This window comes from Cupriavidus sp. HE11, from assembly GCF_056097175.1.
Window position 1 is genome coordinate 590,660 of sequence record NZ_CP184464.1, and the last position, 17,139, is coordinate 607,798.

At 58.5% G+C, this 17,139-nt stretch carries 17 protein-coding genes; 16 read left to right on the forward strand and 1 reads right to left on the reverse strand.

The features are described 5' to 3' along the window. Positions 1 to 8 precede the first annotated feature (8 nt). The 11 genes from ACOABP_RS02705 to ACOABP_RS02755 all read left to right on the forward strand — a co-directional run bounded on the left by ACOABP_RS02705 (position 9) and on the right by ACOABP_RS02755 (position 10,716). Positions 9 to 743, forward strand: coding sequence for a hypothetical protein (locus tag ACOABP_RS02705; RefSeq protein ID WP_474226852.1), 735 nt, complete (start codon positions 9 to 11; stop codon positions 741 to 743). Between the two features lie 341 nt (positions 744 to 1,084). Continuing rightward, a complete protein-coding gene (locus ACOABP_RS02710) occupies positions 1,085 to 1,294 on the forward strand; it encodes an ogr/Delta-like zinc finger family protein (RefSeq protein ID WP_474226853.1) in 210 nt (69 codons plus the stop codon). A gap of 282 nt (positions 1,295 to 1,576) precedes the next feature. Beyond that, entirely contained in the window at positions 1,577 to 1,753 is a 177-nt protein-coding gene (locus ACOABP_RS02715) for a hypothetical protein (RefSeq protein ID WP_474226854.1), read from the forward strand. Then, a complete protein-coding gene (locus ACOABP_RS02720) occupies positions 1,746 to 2,087 on the forward strand; it encodes a DUF1484 family protein (protein WP_474226855.1) in 342 nt (113 codons plus the stop codon). Before ACOABP_RS02715 ends, ACOABP_RS02720 begins: the two co-directional genes overlap by 8 nt. A gap of 8 nt (positions 2,088 to 2,095) precedes the next feature. Continuing rightward, on the forward strand, positions 2,096 to 4,897 hold the full coding sequence (locus ACOABP_RS02725) for a toprim domain-containing protein (RefSeq protein ID WP_474226856.1): 2,802 nt from the start codon (positions 2,096 to 2,098) through the stop codon (positions 4,895 to 4,897). A gap of 196 nt (positions 4,898 to 5,093) precedes the next feature. Next, positions 5,094 to 5,342 (forward strand): hypothetical protein, encoded by a 249-nt coding sequence (locus tag ACOABP_RS02730; RefSeq protein ID WP_474226857.1) that lies wholly within the window; start codon positions 5,094 to 5,096, stop codon positions 5,340 to 5,342. Between the two features lie 91 nt (positions 5,343 to 5,433). Further along, a complete protein-coding gene (locus tag ACOABP_RS02735; protein ID WP_474226858.1) occupies positions 5,434 to 6,813 on the forward strand; it encodes an SIR2 family protein in 1,380 nt (459 codons plus the stop codon). Between the two features lie 222 nt (positions 6,814 to 7,035). Continuing rightward, positions 7,036 to 8,196, forward strand: a complete 1,161-nt coding sequence (locus ACOABP_RS02740) for an IS30 family transposase (RefSeq protein ID WP_474226859.1) — start codon at positions 7,036 to 7,038, stop codon at positions 8,194 to 8,196. 454 nt (positions 8,197 to 8,650) lie between these two features. After that, positions 8,651 to 9,574, forward strand: a complete 924-nt coding sequence (locus tag ACOABP_RS02745) for a restriction endonuclease (protein WP_474226860.1) — start codon at positions 8,651 to 8,653, stop codon at positions 9,572 to 9,574. Next, positions 9,561 to 10,289 carry a sensor histidine kinase gene (locus ACOABP_RS02750; protein ID WP_474226861.1) on the forward strand — a complete coding sequence of 243 codons (729 nt, stop codon included), beginning with the start codon at positions 9,561 to 9,563 and terminating at the stop codon, positions 10,287 to 10,289. Before ACOABP_RS02745 ends, ACOABP_RS02750 begins: the two co-directional genes overlap by 14 nt. 1 nt (position 10,290) lies before the next feature. Beyond that, the gene (locus tag ACOABP_RS02755; protein ID WP_474226862.1) at positions 10,291 to 10,716 is read left to right on the forward strand and encodes a response regulator; all 426 of its coding nucleotides are present in this window, start codon (positions 10,291 to 10,293) and stop codon (positions 10,714 to 10,716) included. 783 nt (positions 10,717 to 11,499) lie between these two features. Here ACOABP_RS02755 and ACOABP_RS02760 read toward each other — a convergent pair. Beyond that, positions 11,500 to 12,294, reverse strand: coding sequence for an AadA family aminoglycoside 3''-O-nucleotidyltransferase (locus tag ACOABP_RS02760; RefSeq protein ID WP_474227760.1), 795 nt, complete (start codon positions 12,292 to 12,294; stop codon positions 11,500 to 11,502). Positions 12,295 to 12,525: 231 nt separating this feature from the next. Between ACOABP_RS02760 and ACOABP_RS02765 the strand changes: the two genes are divergently transcribed. The 5 genes from ACOABP_RS02765 (at position 12,526) to ACOABP_RS02785 (ending at position 17,135) form a co-directional block, all read left to right on the forward strand. Then, entirely contained in the window at positions 12,526 to 14,907 is a 2,382-nt protein-coding gene (locus ACOABP_RS02765; RefSeq protein ID WP_474226863.1) for an ATP-binding protein, read from the forward strand. 89 nt (positions 14,908 to 14,996) lie between these two features. Then, entirely contained in the window at positions 14,997 to 15,716 is a 720-nt protein-coding gene (locus ACOABP_RS02770; RefSeq protein ID WP_474226864.1) for a methyl-accepting chemotaxis protein, read from the forward strand. Positions 15,717 to 15,724: 8 nt separating this feature from the next. Then, a complete protein-coding gene (locus tag ACOABP_RS02775) occupies positions 15,725 to 16,264 on the forward strand; it encodes a hypothetical protein (RefSeq protein ID WP_474226865.1) in 540 nt (179 codons plus the stop codon). Between the two features lie 36 nt (positions 16,265 to 16,300). Beyond that, a complete protein-coding gene (locus ACOABP_RS02780) occupies positions 16,301 to 16,666 on the forward strand; it encodes a response regulator (protein WP_474226866.1) in 366 nt (121 codons plus the stop codon). A 193-nt stretch (positions 16,667 to 16,859) separates the two neighbouring features. Beyond that, entirely contained in the window at positions 16,860 to 17,135 is a 276-nt protein-coding gene (locus tag ACOABP_RS02785; protein ID WP_474226867.1) for a DUF3562 domain-containing protein, read from the forward strand. Positions 17,136 to 17,139 lie beyond the last annotated feature (4 nt).

Here is a 17,139-nt window from a genome sequence, read left to right on the forward strand (position 1 = left end):
AAATCACCATGACCGAAACACTACTTGTTGAGAACCTGCAGGTCGCTCTGAGCCAATACCACGACGTGGCGGCCGCTTTCATTTCCGCGCGAGATAACGTGAGCCGAATCAAAGCGGATCTGGAGAAGAACACGAAGGCCGCTGACGCCGCCGACGCTGAAGCACTTGCTGCACGCAATGAAGCGGCCGAACTGATGCGCGATGCCGGCGCGTCGATGAAGCAGCTCCGGGACCTCAAGGGCAAGGAGCGGGCCGCATACACGCTCGCAGAGGACTACCGCTCCATCATCACCGAGATCCAGCTCGCTCTTGATGAGGCGATTCTCGAAGCGCGTATCGCACACCGCGTGGAAGCAGACGCCTACTGCGGCGTTCTGAATCAACGCGCGAAAGAGCTACTCAGCTCCTCTGGCCAAATGCTCCGGCCCTTCATCCATGCGATTCATTTGCTCGCAGATGCGTATGCATGCCAGGCACGTCGGCCCGGAGGCGCGCAGTGGGAGCAGCTGGGGTACAAGACGGCAATTGACGCCGCCCTGGCTGACGCTTATGCGGTCGTCCATCATGGCGTCAGCGAATACCAAGCGGAGACAGAGCAAGACGATGTCCGTGCCACCATTGAGCGGCCATCCGGACGCAGCAACTTTGAACCCGCCTACCACGCGGCAGCACAAAAGCTGCGAGCCGAATTCTCTCAACGCAAAGCACGGCTCCGCGAGGCGGTCGTCAGCACTTCCAATTGAGGTCAAACATGCAAGCAGAAAAATGTCCGAAGTGCCGTGCCCTAACGCCCGCCGAAGGCTACGTTGAATGCAGCAGCGGAAACCGCGAGGCACTGTATCGCTGCAAGAACTTGCGCTGCGAACACATGTTCTCCCGATCCGACAGTGCCCGTCTGACCGAAAACACTGAGCGGTACTCGTCGAAACACGGCGACACCATCGCAACCGACTGCTGACATCACTGCGCACGGGCGGTGGCCGCTGGACGCCGCCCCGCAAAGGAGCACTTGTTTCCTATGAGAATGGACTGCCCTCACTGCGGCTCGAAATCGAATATTCGCTCAAGCCGCCCGGTTTCCCGCATGACGCGGGAGCTTTACTGCCAGTGCACAAACCTCGACTGCGGGCACACGTTTGTCAGCCTGGTCGAAGTGGTCCGGACCCTGTCTCCAAGCAGCATCCCAGACCCGGATATCGCCCGACAGCTCGCAGGGCGCTCGTCCAACGCAGTGCCGGCGCCCGAACAAGCCGCGATTCAACCACTTTCCGCCCAGGCGAGGCCGGGGAGATAGCAACCTTGACACCCTGAAGCAGATGATGAAGAATTCAACCGTCGCCGAAACAAAGGTGACCGGGCGTGGAAACCCGAACAACACACGGCGGACAGCCGCCATCAGGCGGTATTTTTTCGTCCGTATGCCTTCGCGCGCCTTCTCCAATGGCGGGCCGGGCGGGGCAGCCTTCGGGCTGGCCGGTTGCCGTGTGTGCCGGTTTTCCACCCCCGCTGTCGGGCCCGCCACCCCTCACGTGGAAATGAGCGGCGGGCCTCCGTCAACACACGTGTGGAGGCCGCTATGGCTAACGAATTCGCTCGCTCTGAGCAGACCGTATTCCCCCAAATCCTCGCCATTGTTCGCCTTGCCCTGCGCGACGCGGTTGACGCGCCGACTGAGCGCGCATCACTCGACATCGTTGGCGACGCCCTGGTCGCCGTCGCTACCATCGCCCAAGCGGAGGTGCGCCATGCATAAGGCTCAGCGTCTGACGGGCAACGAGCTCGCCTTCTTCCGCCAACGCGATATGCTGTCGCAGCTCGTGTCGCAGATCCGGCCTACAAACCGTCGATCCAAAGCGGAGCTGTCCAGTGCCGTTGCCCAAATCAATGCATTGAGCGAGAGCATTCGGGAAACCGCACAAGACAGCTGCCATGAGTTGCTGAGGGTAAGCGCCGGCCTTGAAGGCATCCTGCGCTTTCTCGACCTTGAGAGCGATCGATCCCCCGCTCATCACAGCCTGCATTGCTTGCTGAGCCCTCTCAAACATCGCCTGGACGAAGCACTGAGCCATGTCCATGACATGCTGTGAGGTCGCCCATGCATACACAGGCCAATCCCGTCTTGCGCGCGTGGTTTGATGAACTCAAGCGCAGTATCGATTTGCACGACGTGGCTGACCGGTTGGACCTCCGGCGCAGCGGCGCCAAAGGCAACTATCACAGCCCTCACCACACCGACAAGAGCCCTTCTCTGTCGATTTATGACAATGGGCGTTCTTGGAAGGACTGGTCTACCGAGACGGGCGGCTCCTGCATCGATCTCGTCATACATTGCCTCCCCGATATCGATGGCCCAATGGACGCCGCCAAGTTGTTGGGTGACTGGTACGGGATGCCGATGCCCAGTACCGAGCCGCGCGGACTTCCAGCGAAGAAAAGCACTGAGGAATACATCGCGGATAAAGCTCGCGCTGATACGAGCCCTGCGGTTTCCTATCTGTCGGGCCGAGGCATCGATGAAGCGGTCGTGCGCCGCGCCATTAAGGCCGGCACCGTTGGATGGAACACATGGCAAAGCCGGAAGGTTCCAGCCGGCGAAGTCGGCCACGGCGGGCCGGCGGCCGCGTTCATCGTTTTCGAGTCGGGCACAGGTCGCGTCGTGGCTGTGGATCTTCGGTACGCAGACCCCGCGCTGAATGGCAACGTCAAGACGCAATGCCAAGGTGAAAAGCTCGGACACGGATGGACGAGCGACGCCGTGCGACTGCGGCGCGCGCACACGGTGTTTATTGTCGAAAGCCCCATCAATGCACTGTCCGTCGAGTCGTGCCATCTTGCCGATGGCACTGCTGCGTTTGCCATCCGTGGCACCACCAACGTGGACAAGATCGATTGGACTTTTCTTCGCGGCAAGCGCGTCTTGATTGCGCTCGATCACACCGATCCCGTCAATGAGCGAAGTGGCCAGCGCGCGGGCCTATCCGCCGCATGGAAACTGTCAGAAGCCCTGACAGCGGCGGACATCGGTGCGATGTTCGTTGACATGCAGGATTGGGAGGAAGGACAGGATATCAACGATGTCCTGCAGCAGCATGGAGCCGATGAGCTGACCAAGCGGCTAAAGCGTCTTGAGCCCTGGCTGATACCAGGCATGCCGGGAGGCGGCGAGCGTCTTGAAGGGACACGCCGTGTTTTCCTGCCGAGTCATGACTTCGCGGTCTACTGGCGCTTCCGTGTCAAGGAAGACTTCACGCAATTCGTGCAGAAGTACAAGGAAGGTGAAGGTGACGATGGCCAACCACGTCGCTCCGAAGAAGTTGGCGACCTTTGTTCGTTCCGCGTCGCGGGCTTCTCCCGCCTACGCATTCAAAGCCATCTGGCGACCATCAACGGCACACCGGACAACCAGCCTGAGACGGTCTTTGGCATCAGTGCGCAGGTGCCGCGCCATGGAGCAGCCCTGCAGCGCGAGGTTGTGGGCGATGACAAGCTCTACAACCTCGAATGGTGGCGGGGAAAATTCGGACATATCTGGATGCCCGCGAATTTTGCGCGCATGGTCAACGTCCTAGAGCGTGCCGCCGAGCTTGGTGCGCGGGATGTTGTCAACTTTGTCGGTCTCGCGTGGCGCGGGGGCGAGCTCGCCGCCCTGGAGGGCAGCGACTGCTATTTCATTGAGCCGCAGAAACAATGCCTGTACTACAACATGACGTTTCCGCGCGGAACGCGCCAGAACGCCCGCGCAGTCATCAAGGCGTACCAGGCAACATTCCGAGACAATGCGGCCGCCATTGGGCTTGTTTGGGCGCTTGGAGCGCATCTGAAGACGGTTCTCGGGTTTTACCCACATCTGCAGATGCAAGCCGAAAAAGGCTCGGGGAAATCCAAGCTGCTGGAAAGCCTGCAAAGCACACTCGCCTTTCAGGTTCTGTCTGGCCAGATGCTGAAGACGGACCACCGCCGCCGCGCCTCCGTCTCATGGACAACGCAGCCTGTGGGATGGGATGAATTTTCCAAGCTGCCGAAGGCGGTTCTATCGGACATCGACGGGCTGCTGCAGTCCACGTACCGCTTCGAGTTCACACGTGTGGGGTCGTCTCTCACGCCATACCTGATGTGTGCCCCCGTCTTGTTGGCCGGTGAAGAAGTGGACGTGGCCAGCCTGCAATCGAAAATCTGCCGCACGTCGCTATCGGTGGCCAAGCAGGGAGCAATCGTCCCGCACAGCACGTCGCAGTTTCCGGTGTGGGAATGGCTGCAGTTTCTTGCGGCCATTGAGCCTGCACGCATTAGAGACCTTCACGAAGCCTTCATCGTCGAGTGTGTGAAACGCAGCGGTGTCGCATCGCCTGACGCCACCGCGCGGCGCATGATGGAGAACTACGCGGCAGTCATGACGGCCTGGGCGTTGTTGGCCGAGTTCGCCGACATTGATGTCGACCAGGGCGGATTTGTGGAAGACGTCCTGGCGGAAATGACCGCACACATTGCCGAAACCGATGGCGCACGCCTCCCGTGGTTCTGGGTAATGGATGTCTTGCTTTCCGAGCTCGCTGCACGCCGCTTTGAATTCCCGCGCTGCTGGGACACCGTGCAGACCGACGAAGGCAAGGTCATGGCTCTTTTCGTGCGACCGAGTCACGTCATGGACCATATCTCGACGGCGCCGCACCTGCGGCAGAAGTTCGACGCGCTGCCTATCAAGACCGCACGAATCTTCAAGCAGCAGCTGCTGCAGTCAGGTGTTGTGCCCAAACATGCCGGCAAGCTACTTGACGACGTAGAAAAGCGAATCCATGGTCGACGCCATGCCCACATGACCGCCATCTGCGTGCCGAGTCTCGAGCGCCTTGGCCTTGAAGCCATACCCGAGCTCGAGGAGGGTCGAATGCCGCCGTAGCGGCCCGCTGAGCCCCATTCAAAGGCCCGCCATGTGCGGGCTTTTGTTTTGGCTGCTGCTGGCCTTCGCTAAGGATGCGGAGCTTCCGATAGCAAGGCACGTTGAATTCTCCTAGCCCGTCGGGTATCGCGCGATGTGAAAATACTCGTGGCACCGTGGGAATCTCGCCCTAAGTCTTTGATTTACATGGAAACAGGTGCCACAAGAAGACGTTGTTTTGCCACACTTTGATCATGCTTTGCCACAATGCGTATTTTTGCTACCTTCTCCCTCTTCTTTTCTTTTTTCTTTTAGAATCAAAGAGAAAGAAAGAAAAGCAGCGGAATGGCAAGGCGGCGACGGGCCACAGTTTCTCGATGCTGCCTATTTTTTGAGCCACAGAATCTCCGAAGTGCCACACGCGATTTCGTGGCGCCTTTCGGAGAGCGCCTCCCTTGATCTATAAGGGCTGACGGGCGATTCACGGGCTCTGCCACACTGCCACGGGTTAATTTTCACCAGGCCCACTGTTACAAAAGAGAGAGGTTGCAATGCCGATGGACTACAAGCAGTACCAAGAAGAGGTGACAGCCGACGTTGCAAAGATCATCGCTGACGCGAGTTGCCAACCAATCCTGTTCATCGGTTCCGGATTCACGAAACGCTATGCGAAAGGACCGAACTGGGAAGAACTGCTCGGCATGCTTGCCGAGAAGTGCCCCAAGGTTGACAAGGACTTCGCGTACTACAAGCAGGCTTACGGCAACGATCTGATGAAGATCGGCTCCGTCCTCACCCAGCTCTACCATGAGTGGGCCTGGAACGCCGGCAAGAAGGAGTTTCCGCCTGAGTATTTCGCGGCGAGCGCCTCTAGCGACATTTTCATCAAGCATACGATTGGGAAAATCCTGGCTGATCTTGGCCCCGACGCCAAAGGTTCGTATGGTTCCGCTGAGCTTAATGCGGAGATTGCCGCCCTCAAGGCAATCAGTGCTCACGCCATCGTCACCACGAACTACGACGAGGTGATTGAGCCCCTGTTCCCCGACTATGAGCGAGTCATCAGCCAACAGATTCTTCGCAAGCCGTTCCTTGCCATCGGGGAGATCTTTAAGATTCACGGTTGCATTTCAGATCCCGACAGCATCGTTATTAACGAAGCGGACTACGCGCGCTTTGAGGAAGACCACAAATATCTGAGTGCCAAGCTTCTTACTTACTTCATTGAACATCCGCTGGTGTTCATCGGGTATCGAGCCAATGATCCCAACATCAAGAAGATTCTTGCCGATGTCGACAGGATGATCAGAGCTCAAGAGTACGAGCTAGTTCCAAATATCTACATCTTGGAATGGGATCCGACGCAGGACGAAACCTCGTACCCTCCGCGAGACAAGGTTTTGGCTGTCACCGCAGATCGCAACATCCGAATCAAGAGCATTACCGCGAACTCATTTGAGTGGGTCTTCAAAGCATTTGGCCAGGCTGGCAATCTCGCCAAGATCGACACTAAGCTTTTGCGGGCACTGCTGGCTCGCGCCGTTGACCTAGTCCGCTCAGACATTCCAAAAAAGCAAGTCGAAATTGATTTCAAGATGCTCGAGCACGCTGTCGAGACCGGCGAAAATTTTGCCAATTTATTTGGTGTCACTTCGGTTGGTGATTCATCTAAGATCAATTTGACGCACAAATACGTGATCAGCGAGGTCTACAAGATGCTGGGCCTTCCAAGTTGGAAACGTGTTAACGATCTGATCAAGAGAATCGAAGATGAGACAGGTGTGAATGTCAAAAGCTACGACAATAAGTACCATGTCAATGTGAAGTTTGGCATTGCTGAGACCAGCAAATCGCACAAGTATTCGGACGCATTCATCGATTTGCTTAAGAAAGTGATCGCTGGTCAACCGTACAAGGTTGATACCGAAGAAATCTAGGGCGCTCTAGTCGAAGAGTAAGATCGAAGCCCCCCGCAGCTAGCGGCCGCTAACGTGGCGTGCCACCAACTTGTGTCAGAGTGTCGGCACGCCGCACCGGGTCGGAAGGCGCCTCGGGCGCCCACCATCCTTGCACTGGTAGCAAGAGGGACCGAAACCGGCTGCGGATTCAACCGGTCGATGCAACACCTAGAATCTGTGTGAGCAGTGGAGGTGTTGCAAATGAAACAGAGGCCGAGGATCTATTATTCCGAGACGCAGAAGGCACTCATGTGGGATCGCTGGCGCAAGGGAGATACGATTCATGAGATCGCCAGGTTATTTGATCGCGGGCACTCTTCAGTCCAGAGGATCTTGTCGGACGCGGGAGGCATTCGACCAGCACAACGCCATCGCGCCGCGCGAGCGTTGACGTTTGCCGAGCGTGAGGAGATATCGCGCTCGCTGGCGTTAGGGCTTTCGATTCGGGCCATTGCATCGCGGCTGAATCGCGCTCCGTCTACCATTAGCCGTGAGCTGGAGCGCAATGGGGGGCGGCAGAGCTATCGCGCGAGCCAGGCCGACGCACTGGCCTGGGAGCGAGCGCGTCGCCCGAAGCTTTGTAAGCTTGTCAGGAACCGGGTGCTGGCGCGGGTCGTCGCCGGCAAGCTGAGGCTGCAGTGGTCTCCCGAGCAGATTGCGGGCTGGCTCAAGCATGTCTATGCGGTCAACAAGGACTACCAGGTGTCACACGAGGCGATCTATCGTAGCCTTTACATTCAGGCGCGTGGCGCTTTGAAGAAGGAGTTGCTGGAGCATTTGCGGCGCTCGAGAGTCATGCGTCGGTCGCGCCAGTACACAATGAAGACTGAGGGACGCACCAACATCGCGGACGCCGTCTCGATCAGTGAACGTCCTGCCACGGCCGAAGATCGTGCGATACCAGGGCACTGGGAGGGCGACCTGCTATTCGGCGACGCTAACAGCCAAATCGCAACGCTGGTTGAACGCCAGAGCCGGTTCGTGATGCTGGTGAAGACGGCTGGCAAGGATTCTGAGGCCGTGGTCAACGCGCTGATCAAGCACGTCAGGAAGCTGCCGCAGGAGCTCTACAAATCGCTGACGTGGGATCGGGGCACAGAAATGGCCGGGCACAAGCGCTTCACTGTGGCGACAAATATTCAAGTCTATTTCTGCGACCCTCAGCATCCCTGGCAACGCGGTTCGAATGAAAACACGAACGGGCTCTTGAGACAGTACCTTCCGAAAGGAACCGATCTCTCGGTCTATTCGCAAGCCAAGCTCAATGCCATTGCCCGGCGGCTCAACGAACGCCCGCGCAAGACACTAAACTTCGATACACCGGCTGAACGATTCCATCAAGCTGTTGCGTTGACCGGTTGAATCCGCAGCCATGAGCCGCCGCTCGGGGTCGACATCCAGCTTGAATGGCCAAGGTATCGTGCGCACCCGCTCAATGACTGGTTTTCGGCGAGCAATATATGTCTGCCAGAAGCCGACGTGGACCAACGGCAGCTTTCTGATCGCAACTACCATGGGCAGCAACACGTTGGCGTTCGAATCCCAACTGCGCGGATGCCGTCGTGCGAGCTCGCGGAGCGTCGATTATCAGAATTGACACTCCGATCAAGCGGGCGCTGCACGCCGCCGAGGAGAAGGCAGCGGCATTGGTCGGAACTGATAACTACAGGAGTAGCCGACAGTAGGCTATGCTATGCCGAGCCCGCAGTGGTAGCAATGGCGCACAAAACTGGGGTGAACCGAGGCACTGTCCCATTGGGTGGTCTTAAGAGGGAAAAGAGGGACATACTGTCAGGCCCAATTTCGGAGTTTTTGAATGGCAATTCGCACCCTATCGGACTTAACTCCAACGGAGTTCGAGAATTTGACCCTCGACTTGGTTGAACGTCTCGGCCTCCGAAATGCCGTCTGGCGAACGCCCGGTCGAGACGGAGGACGCGATATCCAAGGGGACGTGTTCGATCAGGACTTCTCTGGGCACACTATGCGCACGAGCTGGTATGTAGAGTGCAAGCAGTATGAAAGCACAGTGAGCTGGCCTGTGGTATGGGAAAAAATCGCCTATGCGGATTCAAATTCTGCTGACGTGCTCCATTTTGTAACAACATCCACCTTATCGCCTCAGGCAATTGATGAGGTAAATAGATGGAATGACAGCCGACGACGCCCGCATATTAGATTTTGGGGGAGACAAGATTTAAATAATCGACTCGACATTTATCAAGATATTAGAGTGAAATATGGACTATCCAATAACTCCATGCAGCAGGCTGCCCTTGCGTTTGTGGAGTTGTCAAAGGTCCTCCTCAAATATTCAAATAGTTTGGCTGCGCACATAGAATTTGGTCGACCTTTAGATAGGCAGCAAATCGTCGTGTCCGCGCTTTCGGAGCTAATTGCCGCACGACTCACGCAAATCGAATCCGGCGGAAGTATTTCAACAGAACGCTTCAGGTTGGAGGTGGATTCATTCCCCTGGCTTCAAGGAGGCGAGGAAATTTCAGCGGTGGGCGCGGACAGATTCGCTGCGCGAGCTGTGTTGTCGATGATATTCTGCCACTCGAGCATGGCTACTCTGGATATTGCGCGCATCCCAGATACCCGGCAGCTCAGGGTGCCGTTGAGAGGCATTGAAACCTTGGAGAAGGATTTGGAAACCGTGGGGTCCTGGGGACACATAAAGTTTCGGAGACTTGATACCCACTCTATTGTATTGGAGGCTACCGATGCAACCAATTGATTCCGCCCAAACGGTCGCATTGATTCAAAATTTGACGCACCAAGCTATCAACCCGCTGAACGGTGTTATCGGAACTCTCGATAATCTGATTGATGGCACTATCAAGGGGGATCGGCGTGAGCAGCGAATGAAGAGCGCTCGCGCACAGTTGGAATATACTGTTTCATTGATTAGAAATCTCGCATACTTTGCCCAATATGGGGCCGCGACTTTCGCGGAGCCGAAGGCAAAGACGACGAAGATCTGCGTGATACCTCAGCTTCTGATCGAGGCGGCACAGTTTTTCCAAGAGCAAGCAGAAAATGATCAAATCCGCTTCGAGGTGCAGGATCGGAACATTCAAAATTCTGTCCACGGTGACCCAGAGTTGTTGCGGCAGGTGTTTATGAATTTGTTCGATAATTATACGAAATACGGTGAAGAGGATTCCAGTATCGAGATAAGGCATTGGATTCAGAAGAAATCTGGACAGCTTATCGTTGACTTTTCAGGGCGCAGCACGCCGTTCTCGAATGACGAGAATATTTTCGAGCTCGGCGTTCGCGGCAAGCATGCCGAGCAGAAGACATCCGCGGGCTCCGGGCTGGGTCTTCACATCTGCAAATTAATCATCGAGCGGATATTTAAAGGTAAAATTTCGGCAAGCTTTATTCATGATAAAAGACTTGCCAAATTTGAAATTAGAATCCCAAACGCCTTTCTCGCGGAACGCTAATGTGAGTAAAAAAATATTGATTGTCGATGATGAGCCGCATAATATTGCGTGGCTGCCAGAATACTTGAGTGAAAAAGGCTATCCTTGCGTGGTTGCCAAGAATATAAAGAGTGCAGTCGAAAATCTTGGCGCGGAGAGTTTTAGGGCGATTGTAGTCGATCTAAATGTGCCCGCCTCAGGTGAATACAGCACGGCGCTTGCCAATAAAGGGGACTTGTACAAAAAGTACCCAGGTTTATATTTTGCTGAGCATGCGCGCACGTTGGGCTACAGAAATAGGCAGGTGATTGTATATTCGGTGCACGACCTCGATGAAGTGCGACTTGTAACGGATCGAATCCGTATTGACTACGCTACGAAGGGGCGCCCAAGGGATTTCAAGAGCCTAATTGACGATGTCCTATCATACGATCCAACTCAGGCCTAAGAGGTTGCTAAAATACTGTTTGTCGAGCCTCGATGCAAAACCGACGACCTCATAGAACGCCAACAATCGATTTATTTGACAAAGTTGATGGGTGAGGCGCACCGTGTAAAGACCTCTACCGTCTGCGCCGGGAGAAGGTATTTCAGCAACCTGCTAGAGGTGCCTGCGAGGCCATTAAAAGTCGGCAGCGATTATCAGTCGCCATTTCGGGCGCGGTTGGCGAATTGAGGGACGCGAGCGTCCTGGACGGGTCGGGAATACGCGCTGCCGATTGGGGCGCTTCCGGGAAACGGAATACCACTGGCTGCTCTCCTACGATGAATTCGAAAAGCGTGCTGGCGCAACCCGACCCCTAGCGGACGACTGACCGACTGAGAACGATCAGTCTTTTGGCGACTCCATGCAGTCTAGCTACACCGCTCCCTCTTCTAGCCGAGGGGGTGTTGTCGCCAACGGCTGCTTATCGGCATTCCAGATGCCAAAGCCGGAGATTATCTGACCGGAGCGGGTTGAGCAGAGCCGACCGACAGCATGCGTGGGCGACCCGATCAACGCGTGCCGCGCCATTCGGTGAACCCTTTCTTTTCGGGGTATGCAACAGGGTATGCTGGGCATTAGAAATTCCACATCCTGCTGTTTTTTATAGTTTTTTACGCTCCGATCTGGTCGCTGTACCACCACCAGATTCATCAGAAAGCCCAGCAGCGATGCTGGGCTTTTTGTTTTGGTGCTGGTCATGCGCTACTTGTCACCCGTCACCCAAACCATCAGGTGGATCGGTGCCTACGCCGCGAGAATTTCCTCGACAGTGGCGCGCACGAGGCGGATGAATGCCGTCACCTGTCTGCCATTGGCCAGGGCCGATGGCTGCCCGCCGTCCAGATACCCTGCCCTCGCCGCAATCAGCACCGGACGGAAAGCATGAGGCAACCGTTCCAGCACCCATGCGGCCGCCACGTCCTTGGGTGCGATCTTTCCGGTTGCCGCGCTGTACCAGATGCGAGCCAGCGCCAATACGACGTTGCGTTCATCGCCCTTCCAATCCGCTTCGGTATTCCACTGCGCCACGGTATCGCGCAGCGCGCGGTTGAAGTCTTGCGAGGGCACCGGATCAAGAAGCGTCTCCGCCGACGGGCCCACCAGTGCCACGCTGTGCTGGCGAGCCTTGGTCAGCAGGATCGCCAGGTCGTGGTCGGCAACTGGCGGCTCTACGATGCCGGCCTGCAAATCCGCACGTAGCCATTCTCCAAACTGAACCTCGCGCCGTGCCGGGTAGCGCCATGGCACGACGTCCTCATATGCCACCACGGTGACCTCCAGCGCGCGCCAGCGTCCGTCACTGCCGGGCGGCACGGAGATCGTCAGCAGATCGAGCATCAGCGCGCGTCTGGCCGATTCGCCAAGCCGCGCACGCGCGACCACCAGCAGATCGATGTCGCTGCGGGGCTTCAAACCGCCATCGATAGCCGAGCCGAACAGCTGGATACCAACCAGCGTGCCGCCGACGTGTCGCGCAATCACTGCGCATGCCAGCAAGGCCTGCTCTGAAATCTCCGCGGGAACCATCGGGCGCGCCATCTCCGTCATCGACAGACCCTTCCATGTCAGATTCACCCGACAAGCATACGGAGAGGTCACGCATTCGCCAAACCTCCCCCTACCTCTGAGGGGCACTGCAGGACCATGACATGTCATCCCAAGGTCACAGTGCAATCCCCATAATCACCCCCGAAAAACATGCCTCGCGAAAGACAAGGCAGATCCCCTTCGTTGAAGGGCTTGACACTCGTAATGCCGGGGAGCTTTGCCATGACCATTCGTCAGCGCATAGTGCTGCTGATCGTCCTGATGTGTCTGGCGTTGGCCGCGATTGGTGGCTACGCCGTACTGCAGACACGTTCCAGCGCTTCTGAAGTAAAACAGGTGACCGAAGGCGTCGTGCCCAGCGCGTTGGCTTCGGCCGATGTCGTATCGCTGGTCAAGGATATCCAGCTGGCGACCATGACCCTGGTCTACGCACCGGACGCCAACCTGCTGGCCCAGGCGCAGGACGACCTCAAGGCCAGGCAGACGGCGCTGAGCGACGCGCTAGCCAGGCAGGCCAACAACGCTGCCACCCATGCGCAGAAGGGTCTGCTGACGCAGGCCAACGAAAGCCTGACCAACTATTTCGACGCCATCCGCGAAACCGCTGAAATGAAGGCCGCCGGCCGCGACGAGATCGCGCAGGCCTTTCTGTTCGCCAACGTGGCCCGGTACCGCGACGAGATGGAAAAAATCGTCGATACGTTACGCGTGGAGAAGAATCGCGAGAAGGACGATGCCATTGCCGCGCTGAACAGCAAGCTCGCCAGCGCAGCCGGCACCATCGGCCTGGTCAGCGCCACCGCCGTGGTGTTGCTGTCGCTGATCGGCTGGCTGCTGCATCGCCAGATTGCCCGCCCGCTCACGCGCATGCAGACCACCATGAGCGAAATCGCCGCCAGCCAGGACTTCACGCGGCGTATCGAGGTGGGCCGCATGGACGAAATTGGTCATTCGATCGTGGCGTTTAACCAGATGATCGAGCGGATTCAGGAGAACGCATCGCTGCTGCGCCAGAAAACCACCGATATCCAGGCCATCCTGCAGAACATGCAGCAGGGCATTCTGACGGTGGTCGATGGTGGCGTGGTGCATGCGGAATACTCGGCGTATCTGGAACAGATTTTCGGAACCGGCGACATTGCCGGACGCCGGTTCATGGACCTGGTGTTCACCGACACCGGCCTGGGTGCCGACGCGCTGGCGCAGGTGGATGCCGCCATCGACGCCTGCCTGGGTCAGGACGGCATCAACTTTGTCTTCAACGAACACCTGCTGCCCATCGAAATCGAGAAGCGGCTGCCCACCGGCCAGATCAAGGTGCTGGACCTGAGCTGGTCGGCCATCACCGACGATGCCGACACGATCATCAGGCTGATGCTCTGTGTGCGCGACGTGACCCAGCTGCGCGAACTGGCGGCCGAGGCCAGCGAGCAGCGCCGCAGCCTGGAGATCATCGGCGAGATCCTGGCCGTGAGCGAGGAGAAGTTCCACAAGTTCATGGAAACGGCGCATGGCTTCGTCCACGAGAACGAGCACATTATCCGGCAGTCCACCGAAGCCGACAATGCCGCCATTGCCGCCCTGTTCCGCAACATGCATACGATCAAGGGCAATGCGCGAACCTACAAGCTTCAGCATCTGACCGATGTGGTTCACGAGGCCGAGCAGCGACTGGAACTGCTGCGCAACCTGGAACGCCAGGCCAGCGAGTGGAATCCCGATGCGCTGCTAAAGGACGTGGCGCGGGTGCGCGACACGCTGGCCCGCTACACAACGATCAGCGAGGACAAGCTTGGCCGCAGGGGCAATGGCGATGCACGCGGGCCGGTAGCACTGGCCGCTGGCCGCCCGACCGACACCGAGATGGCCCGCATCCGCGAAAGCCTGCGTCTGCTCGAAGGCGCACGCACCGATAGCATGGCCGAACTGCTATCGATGCGGGCAGCGGTGCATCGCATCCTCCGCGTGCTTGACGCCACCAGTTTCGCCGAAGTGCTATCGCCGGTGGTCGATGCCCTGCCCTCGTTGGCCGCGGAACTGGGCAAGGCAGCCCCGCAAGTCAGCATCCAGGACAACGGCTACCGTCTGCGTGCCGAAGTCACGGGCATGTTGGAGAACGTGTTCACGCACCTGCTGCGCAACGCCATCGACCATGGCATCGAGCCGGCCAACGAGCGCCTGGCCGCTGGCAAGCCGGCGGCAGGCACGATTCGTATCGAAGCCGGCGTCGACCAGCAGCAGTTGCAAATGACCGTTGCCGACGATGGCCGGGGGCTGGCATTGGGCAGGATCCGCGCCACGGCCATCGAACGTGGCTGGATCGACGCCGATGCCGTGCTTGGCGACGATGCCATTGCGCACTTCATCTTCCACCCGGGGTTCTCGACGGCCGAAAGCGTGACCACGATCTCGGGCCGTGGCGTCGGCATGGATGCGGCGCAGGAATTCCTGTCGCGCTCCGGCGGCAGCATCGAACTGCGCTTCACCGACAACCATGTGGGCGCCCCCTTCCGCCAGTTCCAAACCGTGGTCAGCCTGCCCGAGCGGTTCGCCGTGGACAGCGTGGCCGTACTGGCCGAAACGCCCGCGCCGATGGCGCTGTAGCTGTAGCGCGCGGGCGGAAATCCGCATCGGATTGGGCAGTTGGGCAGGTCTGAAAAAGGTTGGATAGCGTCGGATAAGGAACAGGCAGTATGGGTGAGTATCTTGTAGGTGCATTGCTGGGTGCGGCGATCACGGCGGTGCCGGCGTGGCTGGCGTGGCGCCACAACGCCGGACGCATGGCAGCGCAGGCGCAGGCCACGCAGGACAGCGCGCTGGCGTCGCGCGACGTGGCCCAGGCCGAACTGCGCGACCGCATCGCGCAACACGAGCGCGACAAGGACGCGCTGGCCTCGGACATCCAGCGGCTGCAGGAAACTGCGGCCGGGCAGACGGCATCCATCGACCAACTTGGCACGGAACTCGCCGCCAGCCGCCAACTGCGGGCCGATGCGCTACGCCAGGCTCGCCAGATCGCCGACGAAACGAAGCGGTTGCGCGGACTCGCCGACACGTTCGAACGCTGGCACGAGCAGATGATCTCGCTGATGGCGCGCAACCGGGCGATGCACGAGCAGAACATGGAGCTGTCGTCGATTGTTCGCCATGTGGTGATTGTCTCGCTCAACGCGTCGATCGAGGCGGCGCGCGCCGGGGCGGCGGGCCGGGGCTTTGGCGTGGTGGCAAGCGAGGTGCGCGCACTGGCAGCGCGGTCCGAGGCGCTATCCAAGAGCTATGGCGACAGCCTGCATCAAAGCGACCTGACAACCACCGCCACGTTCCAGGACATCCAGGCCGGCGGCAAGATGGTAACGGCATCGCTGGCCAGCGTCGCCCTGCTGGCCGAGCAGTTCGAGGCGGCATACCAGTGAACGGCGCCATGATCAGCGTGCAGGCGCGACACAGCCTGGAACGCGTGCTGCGTCGCGCGGTGGAATCCCGGCTGGTATTGACCGACGACGATGCCTGCAAGATCACCCGCCTGGAAACGCAGCCGGCCCCGGTCGCGGACGACGATGTGGTCGTCGTGCTCACGATCGCGTCGATGGGCTTCCGGTACATGCTGTTCCTGCGCTTCCGCGACGACGCCGCGTCCGCCGGATACTTTGCACGCGGCAACGCCAACGATCTGCGCGACGCCTTGCTGGAACTGGGCAACCTCTGCTGTGGCGCGATCAACCAGGACCTCGTCCGGCATTTTCCGGACCTCGGCATGTCGACGCCCTATGTGCTGGGCGGCCAGAGCCTGCGCCACGTGGACAGCCTCCACCCCGACTACCGCGCCAACTTCGATGTTGCGATCGGTACATCAGTACAGGTTGGCGTGACGATGTGCATGTTCACGCGCGTATCCGTCGACTTTCAATTGGGACAGGAAATCGAGGAAGACACCAGCGAAGGCGGGCTCGAATTGTTCTGAAGCTTTTAGGTATGGATTGACCTGCAGGAGAAGAAAATGGCGAAAATTCTAGTAGTGGATGATTCGAGCGCGGTGCGCGACGAAGTAGCAAGCTTTCTGCGCACCAACGGGCTGGACGTACAAACCGCCGTCGACGGCAAGGACGGGCTGTCACGGCTCAAGGCCGACCCGGGCATCCGCCTCATCATCAGCGACGTCAACATGCCCAACATGGACGGCCTGACCATGGTCGAGAAAATTCGCGGCGAGCTGGCCAACAAGAGTGTCAACGTGGTGATGCTGACCACCGAAAGCAGCCAGGCCATGAAGGACCGGGGCAAGGCCGCCGGCGTCAAGGGCTGGATCGTCAAGCCGTTCAAGGGTGCCGCGGTGCTTGAAGGGCTCAGGAAGCTGGCCATCTGACTGGTCACTTGCCCGGTATTTTCTTGGTCATTCCTACCCGCTTTGTGGCCTCCATGCATCCCAGCGGCGGGCGCTGCGGCACGTGCCCGCGGGGTTGCTCGGATAAACATTAGAGACAAGCCCAATCAGAAGTTGATTCGATGGAGAGGGGCCGACTACCATAGCTTCACGCCGATCCCCAGTGGAGTGCCTGATGAATCACTCTGAAGACGTTATCCAGGAATCCCTGCCAACGCAGAACCGCGTGGCAAACGACGAAGGTCCTGTGCGCAAGGCCAGGCCGGCAGCGGGCGAAGATGCAATTGCCCGCATCGCCAGCTCGCTTGGGTTGCCAGTGGAACAGGTGCGCTGGGAGTTCTGGCATGCCTGGGACGGCTTGCTGATCGATGCGAAGTTTCCCGATTACCTGCTGGTGCTGACGGAGCGCAAGGCCGTTCAGGCACTCCGCGGCAAACACGTTCACCACTAGTCCA